Genomic DNA, 11,424 nt, shown 5'->3' with positions numbered 1-11,424 from the left:
CGCGACTCAAATCGACGCCGCCTATTGCAAGCGTAACCGGACCACCGCTGTGGGCCGACCGGCACGTACAGAACATGATTGCGGCCGGTGCGATGGCGTTGCCGCCATCGCACCGCGCCCTTCACGGTCAGCCCGAAATCGCCAACCGCTCCTGGTGGTAGCGGCGCACGGCCGCAAACCAGAGCACAGCCGCCAGGCCAAATCCGGCCGCCAGGTACACGCCCCACATCTGCGCACTGATGCTTTCCTGGCGGATGATCTTGAGCAGCATCTGGTTCTGCGCCAGGAACGGCACGGCGAACTGCCACAGCTCGCTCTTCAGCGGGTACACCATCAACGCATAGCTGGGCAGCATCGGCAGCAGCATCAGCCAGGTCATGTGGCTCTGCGCTTCCTTCATGCTCTTGGCCGCTGCCGAGAGGAAGGTCAGCAGCGAGGTGCCGATGAACAGCATCGGCGTCATGATCAGCAGCATCTGCACCATCGGCAGAAAGCCCATGTTGAGCTGGCGCCCGGGCCCGGTGGTGGACAGTTGCGCGCTGAGCTTGAACGCGAGCAGCGTGAGCAGCAGCGAGGCCATGCCCACCGCGCAGGCGGCGGTGATCTTGCCGCTGACGATGGCGCTGCGCGATGCCGGCGTGGCCAGCAACGGCTCCAGCGACTGCCGCTCGCGCTCACCGGCGGTGGTGTCCATCACCAGGTAGGCGCCGCCCAGGAATGACGTGATGATCAGCAGCAGCGGCAGCAGCACCGACAGCAGGAGACCACGCTTGGCTTCGGCTGTGGCCATGTCCTGGGTGGCGATGTCCAGCGGTCGTGCGACCTGGGCATCGATACCACGGGCAAGCAGACGCAACGCGCCCACCTGCTGGCTGTACCCGCCCAATGCGGCTTCCAGCCGCGAGCTGGGAATGTCGGCACTGCGACGCGTGCTGTCCTTGACGATCTCCACCAGCGCCGGGCGGCCTTCCTGCCAGTCCTTGGCGAATCCGGGCGAGATGCGCAGGGCGACGTCGATCTTCTGGTCGCGGATGGCGGTGGTGAGGTCGTCCGGTGCGGCCACCGTGTTGAGTCCCTGGGACGCCAGGAATCGCACCAGATTCGGGGCATGTTCGGCACCGATCGTGGCGATCTCCAGCGGTTTGTCGATCTGCGATTTGACCCGGCTTTCGGCCAGTTTGCCCATGCCCAGGAACAGCAGCGGGTACAGCAGCGGTCCCAGCAGCAGGGTCAGCGCAAGCGTGCGACGGTCGCGCGAGAGGTCGCGCAGTTCCTTGCGCATCACGATCCACAACGTAGCAAACGAACTCATGCGTGCAACCCCTCTTCCGAACCGATCGCCTTGACGAAGGCATCTTCCAGGTTGGTTTCCCCGGTCTGTGCGCGCAGCTCATCGGCGCTGCCGGCCGCCATGACCGTCCCCTTGGCGATGATCACAATGTGATCGCAGAGCGCGGCCACCTCCTGCATGATGTGGCTGGAGAAGATCACGCAGCGGCCCTCTTCGCGCAGGCCGCGCAGGAATCCGCGCAGTGCCCGGGTGGTCATCACATCCAGCCCGTTGGTGGGTTCGTCGAGGATGACGTTGCGGGGGTCGTGTACCAGCGCGCGTGCGATGGCGGTCTTGGTGCGCTGGCCCTGCGAGAAACCGTCGGTCTGACGGTCCAGGATGTCTTCCATGTCCAGCGCCTGCGACAGCACCCTGGTGCGGTCGCGGATCTGCGCGGCACTCATGCCGTGCAGCTGGCCGAAGTAGGCGATGTTCTCGCGGGCGGTCAGACGCTTGTAGACACCGCGCGCATCGGGCAGCACGCCCAGCTGGCGGCGCACGGCCACCGGGTCCTTGGCCGCATCGATGCCATCGACCATCACCCGGCCCTGGTCCGGCGTCATCAGCGTGTACAGCATGCGCATGGTGGTGGTCTTGCCGGCGCCGTTGGGGCCGAGCAGGCCGGTAATGCGGCCATCCGCGGCGTGGAAACCGACGTTCTCGACGGCCTTGATCAGCCCGGTCTTGGTCTTGAAGGCTTTGTGCAGGTTGTCGGCGACGATCATGGTTCCCATCCGTTGAACGAGGTGAAGGCCGGCACCGGGCTCAGGGTGTCCAGGCAGCTGGCGTCGAGTGCCTTGGCATCGGCGCTGTCCACGAACTGGCCGAGCAGGCGTGGCATGCAGCCGGCGTTGATGGTGCCGTGGCCCTGGCCCTTGGCGAGCAGGTGACGGCCGTTGGGCAGTTGCTTGAGCACCTGCTCGGCGTAGCGCGGCGGCGTGACCGGATCGAACTGGCCCGACAGCAGCAGCACCGGCAGCGACGAGGCGAAGGGCGCTGTGAAGTCCTTCGGGCGGGTGCCCACGTTCCACACCGGGCAGGCCGCGAAGAACATCCGCGACACCTCCGGGCCCAGCAGGCGATCGGCAGCCGCCGGTTCCTGGTAGCGGTCGGCGTCTTCGGCACAGATCACCGACCACTGCATGCCGCGGTTCATCTGCACGCCGAGGCTGCGCCCGGCCAGCCGGCTGAGCGACATCAGCGGCGCGTAGCGGCCATGCCCCGCCTCGTCCAGCACCACCGGCAGCAGCGATGACAGCTCGGGCATGTACGAGAAGGCGAAAGCCAGGCCGGTGACGGTGTCGGCGGTCAGCACGTCGGTCTTGACCTCGGCAGTGCCCGGATCGCGGTACTCCACCTCGACCGGCGCCTTGGCGAGGGTGGTCATCACGTTGCGCAGCTGGGTCCGGGTATCCACCGGGAAACGCCTGGCGCAGGCAGCGTCCTTGCGGCACTGGGCCGACTGCAGCGCGATGGCATCTTCGAAGGTATTGGCGAAGTCCCCGCCGACCACCAGGTCGTTGGGCGCCACGCCGTCGATCACCACGGTGCGGGTGTGCTGCGGGTAGCGCGCGGCGTAATGCTGCGCGACGCGGGTGCCGTAGGAACCACCGACCAGGTTGACCTTGTCCACGCCCAGCGCGGCGCGCACGGCGTCGAGATCGCCGATGGCCTCGGTGGTGGTGTAGAAGCGCGTGTCGGCACGGTCCTTCAGTGATGCGGCACAGCGCTGCGCATAGTCGGCGATCAGGGCCGGCGTGGGCGCTGCCGTTTCGTCCAGCGGCAGCTCCTTGCCGTCCGCGCCCAGGCACGTCAGCGGGTTGGACTTGCCCGTGCCGCGCTGGTCGATCAGGAAGATGTCACGCTGCTTGCGTACCTCGCGCAGGGCCTGGTTGATCGGTGCGGCCACTTCGGTGGCGGCCTGGCCGGGGCCACCGGCGAGGAAGAACACCGGATCGGTCTTGCCGGCGCCCTGGTTGGCCACTTCCAGCCAGGCGATGTGCACGCCGATCCTGCGGCCGTCCGGTGCCGCCGGATTCTCCGGCACCTGCAACGTCGCGCACTGGGCTTCGACATTGGCACTGGCCTGCGCGCTGGTCAGCGTGCAGGGCTTGAACGCCAGCGTGCCGTAAGTACGGCTGGCGCCGGTGCCGCCCGACGCGCTTTCCGGTGCGGGCGCATTGCAGCCGGCGCACAAGGCCACGGCCAGCGCCCCGGCCAGCCTCAACTGTTTCCTGGACATCTTCCTTGCTTCCCCTTGTTGAAAGTCATGCCACCACGACGAACCCGCGCGGCGGATGTGACCCAACTTACACGGACGCCGCGCCGGCGGCGACGGCCACAGGGCATGCCTCCCCGTCGGCCCGGGCGCCGACGGCCCGGTCGCGGCCCTCGGCCTTGGCCTTGTAGAGCGCGGCGTCGGCGGCAGCCAGCAGCCCGGCCAGATCGCCCTGGCCGGGGTCGGCCGCCACCCCGATGCTGGCGGTGACCGGCACTGCCGTGCTGCCCACCGAGGCGGGCGCCGCCTGCAGCCGGTCGCGCAGGCGATTGGCCCACGCCAGCGCCTGCTGGGGGGTGGCATCGGGCAGCAGCAGCACGAACTCCTCGCCGCCGTAACGTCCCAGCAGATGCGGTCGGTCTGCCACGGCGGTGGCCAGCACACCGGCGACGTTGCGCAGGACCCGGTCGCCGGCCAGATGGCCCCAGCGGTCATTGACCTGTTTGAAGTGGTCCACATCCAGCAGCAGCAACGCCAGCGGCCGCTGCTGCTGCCGGCATGCCGCCTGCAGCGCGCTGCCATCGGCCAGCACCGCGCTGCGGTTGAGCAGACCGGTCAGCCCGTCGGTGCGCGCCAGCCGGCGCAGATCGACCAGCATCCGCTCGACCAGCAGCAGGACCAGCGCGAAACAGCGGGCCAACTCCAGCATCACGCCCGCGATGTAGGTCAGGAACATCGGCGAGCCGGTGCGCAGGATGTCCTCGCCCGCGTCGGGCGCCACCGGCAGGAACAGCCGGACCAGATACACCGCTCCTTCGGTGGCGAACACGGCCGCAGCCAGGCGGCAACTGGTGCGCTGGGCGTCGGGCGCGCGGCGCAGCAGCAGCCAGGCCATCCAGCCGTTGAGGAGCACGGCGAACAGGCTGAACACGTCCAGCCGGATGGCCAGGCTGGGGAACGGGATGAGGAAAACGGCGATGCCGGCCATGAACAGGGCGGCCAGTGCCAGCGGCTGCCAGAGCGGCAGCCGGTAGTCGAGATGGCGGGCCACGCCGCACAGCATCAGCACGCCGGAAGCGGCGATGGTCGCGTTGCCGAGCAGGATCGCCGGCACCTGTGGCAGTTGGGCGCGCAGCCCCAACAAGGTAACGCTCACGGCCAGCAGCCACAGGCTCAGCGTCCACAGACGCAGCACCGGCTGGCCGCGCAGCACCACCAGCATCAGCGAAAACCCGATCGCGATGCCCACGCACAGCAGGTACCCGATGATGGCGACGGTAGGGAAATCCAGGGACATGCAGCCTCGCGCGCCAGAGCGGCGCGCGCATCTTAGCGTGAACCCGCTCGGACCCGGTGTTACTTGCTGCTGACGTACTTCTCGCGGCGTACCTGCGGGGTCGGCAGGCCGGCTTCCTTCAATGCCTCGAAAGTGGCATCGACCATGTCCGGGTTGCCGCACAGGTAGGCGATGTCGGTGGCCGGGTTGGGCGCGAACTCGGCCAGGTGCTGCTGGACATAGCCGTGGCGGACGTCCGGGTGCGGATGCTCCGGCAGCTCGCGCGACAGGCACGGCACGTAGCGGAAGCCGGGGTGCGCGGCGGCAAACGCGTAGAAGTCGTCGCTGTAGAGCAGCTCGGTCGGGGTCCGCGCGCCCTGCAGCAGCACCACCTCCACGCCGCGCTCGCGCATGGCGGTGGCCAGCAGGGGCAGCATCGAGCGGTACGGGGTGACCCCGGTGCCGGTGGCGATCAGCAGGTAGCGGGCGTTGTGGTCACCCGGCATCAGGCAGAACCGCCCGAACGGACCGCTGGCGGTGACATGGCCGCCGATGTCCAGGCCCTCGAAGAGGGCCGTGGCGGCCCCGCCGGGGACGAAACTGACGGCGATATCGACCGCATCGCCGGCGCCCAGGGCATGGTCGTGGATGGTCGCCAGCGAATAGCTGCGCTTGGTGGCGGTGCCATCGGCGTACTCGAAGTGGACCTGGATGAACTGGCCGGGCTGGAAATCCAGCGGCTGGCCGTCATCACGCAGGAACTGGTAGTGGCCGACGGTGGGCGCCAGCATCCGCCGGTCGACCAATTTGAGAGGAAATTGAACAGGCACGTGTTCGGGACAGTGTGTAGCCGGGGCAAGCCCTCGGGGCCTTCTATAATAGCCGCTCCCCGCCCCTATCCAGCGCCGCCCCTGGGCGCGAAGGCAAGAGCTTGGCTTCCCAGAACACTCCCGCGTCCCCGACCGCCCCCGCCCTGCGGGTGCGCGACCTCCGCAAAACGTACGACAACGGCACCCAGGCGCTGAAAGGCGTTTCGCTGGACGTCGCCCCGGGCGACTTCTTCGCGCTGCTGGGCCCCAACGGCGCCGGCAAATCGACCCTGATCGGCATCATCAGCTCGCTGGTGAACCTCAGCGAAGGCCAGGTCGAGGTGTTCGGCAGCGATCTGGTGCGCGCGCGCAGCGCCACCATGCGGCTGATCGGCCTGGTTCCCCAGGAGATCAACTTCAACCTGTTCGAGAAGCCCTTCGACATCCTGGTGAACTACGCCGGTTTCTACGGCGTGGCCCGTGCCGAGGCCGAGAAGATGGCCGAGGAAGAGCTCAAGCGCGCCCACCTGTGGGAGAAGGCGCAGGTAATGAGCCGTACGCTGTCCGGCGGCATGAAGCGCCGGCTGATGATCGCCCGCGCGATGATGACGCGCCCGCGCCTGCTGATCCTGGATGAGCCGACCGCCGGCGTGGACATCGAGATCCGCCGCGACATGTGGCGTGTGCTCAAGGAGATCAATGCCGCCGGCACCACCATCATCCTCACCACGCACTACCTGGAAGAAGCCGAGCACCTGTGCCGCAACCTGGCCATCATCAACCACGGCCGGATCGTCACCCAGGGCCCGATGCGCGAGCTGCTCGCCAAGCTGGACGTGGAGGGCTTCCTGTTCGATATCGACGGCACGCTACCCGCGCAGCTTCCGGTGATCGAGGGCGCCACCCTGATCGCCACCGACGGCCACACGCTGGACGTGGACATGCCGCGCGCGATGGACCTGAACCGGGTGTTTGAAGCGTTGAACGCCGCCGGTATCCGGGTGCGCTCGATGCGGACCAAGAGCAACCGCCTGGAGGAGCTGTTCGTGCGCCTCACCGGCAACCAGGAGAACGCAGCATGAGCAGCACCCCCACGCCCGTCCTGACCGACGGGCAGCGCAACCGCATCGCGCTGATGACCATCGTGCGCCGCGAAGTGGCGCGCATCCTGCGCATCTGGGGCCAGACCCTGGTGCCGCCGGCGATCACCATGACCCTGTACTTCCTGATCTTCGGCGGCCTGATCGGCTCGCGCGTGGGCGAGATGGGCGGCTACAGCTACATGCAGTTCATCGTGCCGGGCCTGGTGATGATGAGCGTGATCCAGAACAGCTACGGCAACATCAGCTCGTCATTCTTCGGTGCCAAGTTCGGCCGCCACGTGGAAGAACTGCTGGTCAGCCCGATGCCGAACTGGGTGATCCTGTGGGGCTACGTGTCCGGTGCGGTCCTGCGCGGCCTGATGGTCGGCATCATCGTGCTGATCATCGCCATGTTCTTCACCCCGGTGCGCATCCCGCATCCGCTGGTGACGCTGACCACCGTGCTGCTGGGTGCGACGATCTTCTCGCTGGCCGGCTTCATCAATGCCGTGTACGCCAAGAAGTTCGACGACGTGGCGATCGTGCCGACCTTCATCCTGACCCCGCTGACCTACCTGGGCGGCGTGTTCTACTCGGTGAAGCTGCTGCCGACGTGGGCCGAGGCGGCCACCCATGCCAACCCGATCTTCTACATGGTCAACGCCTTCCGCTACGGCCTGCTGGGCACCAGCGACGTACCGCTGTGGGTGGCCTACGCGCTGATGATCGGCTTCGTGGTGGTCCTGACCGCCCTGGCGCTGTGGCTGCTGCGCCGTGGCGTCGGCATGCGCAGTTGAGTAGCGCCGGCCGCTGGCCGGCTCCCCAAAAGAACAAGGAACAGTGACGATGCGCATTCTGGTGTTGGGCGCCGGTGGTACCGGCGGTTACTTCGGGGGCCGGCTGGCCCAGGCCGGGGTGGACGTGACCTTCCTGGTGCGCCCGGCGCGCGCGGCGCAGTTGGACCGCGACGGCCTGGTGATCCGCAGCCCGCTCGGCGATGCGGCGTTCCCGGTGCGGCACGTCACTGCCGAGGCGCTGCCCGCGCTGGCTGCGGCGCAGCCGTTCGATCTGGTGCTGCTCAGCTGCAAGGCCTACGACCTGGACAGTTCGATCGAGGCGATTGCACCGGCGATGTCCTCGCGTACCACGGTGCTGCCGATCCTCAACGGACTGCGCCACTACGCCGCGCTGGATGCCCGCTTCGGGCGCGATGCGGTGCTGGGCGGGCTGTGCTTCATCAGCGCGACCAAGGCCGCCGATGGGGCGGTCGTGCACCTGGCACCCCCGGCCAAGCTCACGTTCGGCGAGCGCGACGGCACCGGCAGCAGCGCGCGCGTGCTCGCCCTCGCGGCCGCCTGCGTGCAGGCCAACGTGGATCACGTGGCCAGTGATGCCATCGGTCAGGAGCAGTGGATCAAGTACACGTTCCTGACCACGTTGGCGGCGTCCACCTGCCTGATGCGCGCCGATGTCGGCACGATCGTGGCCACCGATGATGGCGCCGCGATCGTGCGCGGCATGTACGACGAGTGCCTGGCCGTGGCCGACGCGGCCGGAGAGCCGATCCCGGACAAGGCCCGCGACGCAGCGCTGGGGGCCATCACCCAGGCCGGGTCGACGCTGAAGGCCTCGATGCTGCGTGATCTGGAGGCCGGCCAGCAGGTGGAGGCCGGGCAGATCGTGGGCGACATGCTCGCCCGCGCGCGCGCCGCCGGGCAGTCGGCACCGCTGCTGGCGGTGGCGTACGCGCACCTGCAGGCCTACCAGCGCCTGCGCGACGCCTGAGCATGTACACCGCCGGGCCGGCGCGCGTGCTGGTGCTGGGCATGGGCTACAGCGGGCGGCACCTGGCCGCCCTGCTGCAGGCCAAGGGCATCGCGTGCAGCGGCACCGTGCGCGACCCCGGCACGGCCCCCGATGACGGGCTGACGCGGTATCGGCTGGCCGACGGTGTCCCGGTCGATGAGGCGCTGCACGCGGCAATCCGGCGCGCGGACGCGATCGTATGCAGTGTGCCGCCGGCGGATGCGGGCGACCCGGCGCTGCGCGTGCTCGCCGATGCACTGCACGACAGTCCCGCGCTGCGCTGGGTGGGCTACCTGTCCTCGACGGCGGTCTACGCCGACCGCGACGGGGACTGGGTTGACGAACACACCTGTGCCGATGCGGACAACGACACCGCCGTCCGGCGATTGCGCGCCGAGCAGCAGTGGCGCGCGTTCGCACAGGCACGCGACATCACCTCGGCGGTGTTCCGCCTGCCCGCCCTGTACGGCCGTGGGCGCAACGCACTGGTGCAGCTGGCACAGGGCAAGGCGCGGCACGTGGTACGGCCCGGGCTGGTATTCAACCGGCTGCATGTGGAGGATCTGGCCGGTGCGGTGCTGGCGGCGATGCAGCGGCCGCATGGCCACGCGCTGTATCTGCCCGCCGACGATGCACCGGCCCCGCCGCAGGACGTGCTCGCGCATGCCGCGCTGCTGAGTGGCCTGGCGCTGCCCGCCGCGCAGGCCTGGGATGACCCGGCCATCCCCGCCTCGCTGCGACGCTTCTATGCCAGCAATAAACGCATCGACAGCCGCGGCACACGCGCGGCCCTTCAGTGGCGCCCCCGCTTCGCGACCTACCGCGAGGGTCTGGCCGACGCCTGGGCAAACGGCGACGGCCACCGGTAGCTCACGGCCATTGCGCCTCAGGCCACGTCAGGCAACCGGAAGAACGCGCGCGTGGCCGCCGTCGCATGGGCGGCCGTGGTCTCTACCGCTTCGCCCCGATCGCGCGCCAGCTCTTCGACAATGTGCGACAGGAACATCGGCTCGTTGCGACGGTCCTTGGGCATCGGCTTGAGCGAGCGCGGCAGCAGGTACGGCGCGTCGGTTTCGATCATCAGGCGGTTGGCCGGGATGTGCTTCACCAGCTCGCGCAGGTGGCCGCCACGACGTTCATCGCACAACCAGCCGGTGATGCCGATGTACCAGTCCTGGTCCAGGTAGTCGAACAGTTCCTGGCGCTCGCCGGTAAAGCAGTGCACCACCGCCGCGCCCAGTCGGCCGTCGAAGTTCTTCATCTGCGCCATGAAATCGGTGTGCGCATCGCGCTGGTGCAGAAACAGCGGCTTGCGCGCCCCATCGGCAGCGACCACGTCGGCAGCCAACTGCAACTGGCGCTCGAAGGCACGGTGCTGGGCCGGGCGCGGGGCGAAGTCACGGAAGTAATCCAGGCCGCACTCGCCCACCGCCACCACCTCGGCATGCGCATGCAGCGCGCGCATCTCCGCATCGCATTCGTCGGTGTACTCCACCGCGTGGTGCGGGTGTACGCCCGCGGTGGCATACAGGACGCCGGGATGCTGGCGTGCCAGTTCCAGCGCCATCGGCGAGTGCTCGCGGCTGGCACCGGTGATCACCATCTGCACCACCCCGGCCTCGCGGGCGCGCGCCAGCACGGCGTCGCGGTCGCGGTCGAAGGAGTCGTGGGTGAGGTTGGCGCCGATATCGATCAGGTGCATGGGGCTGCTGCGGGACGGGAAACCCCGTCATTGTAGCGGCTTGCCCGGCGCGCTCACGTCTGCACCAGGTCGTGGCGCTCCCCGTGGGCGGGAAGGCTAGACGATAGGCACGGCAGGCACAGCAGCGCATGGCGGCACAGAGTGGCTCGGCGGTGCGCGCTCAGTCGGCCGGCGCGGGTGCCAGCAGAATCTCCGCCAATTCGCGCGACAGCCCCGCCAGCCGCACCTGGCCGCCATGCGGCTGCACCGTGATGAAGGGCGCGGCACCGCGAACGAAGCGGTCGTTGCCAGGCGTCGACGTCGGGCCAGCCGTACCCGGCAGCTGCAGATACCACACCTGTGCGCAGATGGCTTCCAGCACGGGCTCCGGTTCGGGATAGAGGCCACCGCGCCCGCTGACCTTCGCCGTGCGCAGCAGGGTCAGCAGATGGGCCAGAAGATCGCGGCGCCGCTCACCGGGCACGTCCAGGGCGTCGGCAAATGCCTCGGGCGCGGTGCTCATCGCCATCAGCGCGGCACTGGCGCGCGATGCCGGCACTACCGTGGCGTCCACGGACCGGCCCGCATCTACCTGCGCCTGCCAGAGGGCGTCACTGGCTGCGCTCAGGTAGGGCTGCATGTCCTGCGCGAAGCGCTGCTGCCAGACGTCGAACTGGCGCTGCGCGGCGGCCCGGTCCCATTCCGGCAGCGGACAGCGCGCGGGCCGGTCATGGCGCTCCCAGTGCGTTGGCAGGCCAAGCGAGGCGCAGGCCATGCACACCATCCCACCAGTTGCGTCCTGCACGAAACGCAGGTGGCGAGCGCTGTCGTTTCCGCAGCGGTCGGCGTCATCGAGCAGCAACTGGAATCCATCGGCCTGCCGGCACAAGGCCAGGAGATTCCTGCGGCGGTCCAAGGTGCTGCCTGTCAGCGCGTTGGTCATGATGTAGGCGACGTCGTCGCCCAGCTGCACGCTGGGATACACCGCCTCGCGCAGCGTGCCGTCGGCCACCGCGCGCCGGATCGCGGCGTCATCGCTCAACCCCGCCGGCAAATAGCGCGCCTGGATCTGGGCACGCACCAGCATGGCCCAGTGATTGCCATCATACGGCGCGTCCAGCGGAGCGCCGGCATCCACCGGTTCCGAGGCCATCGTCGTGAACGATGCGGCTGCACACCAGACCAGCACCCACAGCACGCGCGCAGCACCAGACATCCAGAT

At 68.8% G+C, this 11,424-nt stretch carries 11 protein-coding genes; 4 read left to right on the top strand and 7 right to left on the bottom strand.

Annotated elements, in window-relative coordinates:
* Positions 1–127: 127 nt before the first annotated feature.
* The 5 genes from ACPEH1_RS00230 to ACPEH1_RS00210 all read right to left on the bottom strand — a co-directional run bounded on the left by ACPEH1_RS00230 (position 128) and on the right by ACPEH1_RS00210 (position 5,654).
* Positions 128–1,312: an ABC transporter permease gene (locus ACPEH1_RS00230; protein ID WP_017357116.1), complete on the bottom strand. Its 1,185-nt coding sequence runs from the start codon at positions 1,310–1,312 to the stop codon at positions 128–130.
* A complete protein-coding gene (locus ACPEH1_RS00225; RefSeq protein WP_136006043.1) occupies positions 1,309–2,055 on the bottom strand; it encodes an ATP-binding cassette domain-containing protein in 747 nt (248 codons plus the stop codon). Before ACPEH1_RS00225 ends, ACPEH1_RS00230 begins: the two co-directional genes overlap by 4 nt.
* The gene (locus ACPEH1_RS00220) at positions 2,052–3,572 is read right to left on the bottom strand and encodes an alpha/beta hydrolase (protein ID WP_136006044.1); all 1,521 of its coding nucleotides are present in this window, start codon (positions 3,570–3,572) and stop codon (positions 2,052–2,054) included. Before ACPEH1_RS00220 ends, ACPEH1_RS00225 begins: the two co-directional genes overlap by 4 nt.
* A 67-nt stretch (positions 3,573–3,639) precedes the next feature.
* Positions 3,640–4,845, bottom strand: a complete 1,206-nt coding sequence (locus ACPEH1_RS00215) for a GGDEF domain-containing protein (protein WP_423715032.1) — start codon at positions 4,843–4,845, stop codon at positions 3,640–3,642.
* 59 nt (positions 4,846–4,904) lie between these two features.
* Entirely contained in the window at positions 4,905–5,654 is a 750-nt protein-coding gene (locus tag ACPEH1_RS00210; protein ID WP_017355684.1) for a ferredoxin--NADP reductase, read from the bottom strand.
* A gap of 101 nt (positions 5,655–5,755) precedes the next feature.
* Here ACPEH1_RS00210 and ACPEH1_RS00205 point away from each other — a divergent pair, with 101 nt between their 5' ends.
* From ACPEH1_RS00205 to ACPEH1_RS00190, 4 genes are read left to right on the top strand one after another with little or no spacing between them, the layout of a single operon-like run.
* Positions 5,756–6,715 (top strand): ABC transporter ATP-binding protein, encoded by a 960-nt coding sequence (locus ACPEH1_RS00205; RefSeq protein WP_017355683.1) that lies wholly within the window; start codon positions 5,756–5,758, stop codon positions 6,713–6,715.
* Complete coding sequence (locus ACPEH1_RS00200; protein WP_017355682.1) at positions 6,712–7,512, top strand: ABC transporter permease; 801 nt, start codon at positions 6,712–6,714, stop codon at positions 7,510–7,512. Before ACPEH1_RS00205 ends, ACPEH1_RS00200 begins: the two co-directional genes overlap by 4 nt.
* Positions 7,513–7,555: 43 nt before the next feature.
* A complete protein-coding gene (panE, locus tag ACPEH1_RS00195) occupies positions 7,556–8,500 on the top strand; it encodes a 2-dehydropantoate 2-reductase (RefSeq protein ID WP_262072167.1) in 945 nt (314 codons plus the stop codon).
* Positions 8,501–8,502: 2 nt separating this feature from the next.
* On the top strand, positions 8,503–9,390 hold the full coding sequence (locus ACPEH1_RS00190) for an NAD-dependent epimerase/dehydratase family protein (RefSeq protein WP_423715031.1): 888 nt from the start codon (positions 8,503–8,505) through the stop codon (positions 9,388–9,390).
* A 17-nt stretch (positions 9,391–9,407) separates the two neighbouring features.
* Here ACPEH1_RS00190 and ACPEH1_RS00185 read toward each other — a convergent pair whose 3' ends face one another.
* Both ACPEH1_RS00185 and ACPEH1_RS00180 read right to left on the bottom strand, forming a co-directional pair.
* Positions 9,408–10,223 carry a TatD family hydrolase gene (locus tag ACPEH1_RS00185; protein WP_017355679.1) on the bottom strand — a complete coding sequence of 272 codons (816 nt, stop codon included), beginning with the start codon at positions 10,221–10,223 and terminating at the stop codon, positions 9,408–9,410.
* 160 nt (positions 10,224–10,383) lie between these two features.
* Complete coding sequence (locus ACPEH1_RS00180; RefSeq protein ID WP_262072170.1) at positions 10,384–11,418, bottom strand: hypothetical protein; 1,035 nt, start codon at positions 11,416–11,418, stop codon at positions 10,384–10,386.
* Positions 11,419–11,424: the final 6 nt, after the last annotated feature.

The organism is Stenotrophomonas sp. NPDC077421, assembly GCF_049545505.1.
GTDB classification, from domain to species: Bacteria; Pseudomonadota; Gammaproteobacteria; order Xanthomonadales; family Xanthomonadaceae; genus Stenotrophomonas; species Stenotrophomonas nematodicola.
The sequence above is the reverse complement of the archived record's forward strand: the minus strand, read 5'-3'. Positions and strand labels throughout refer to the sequence as shown.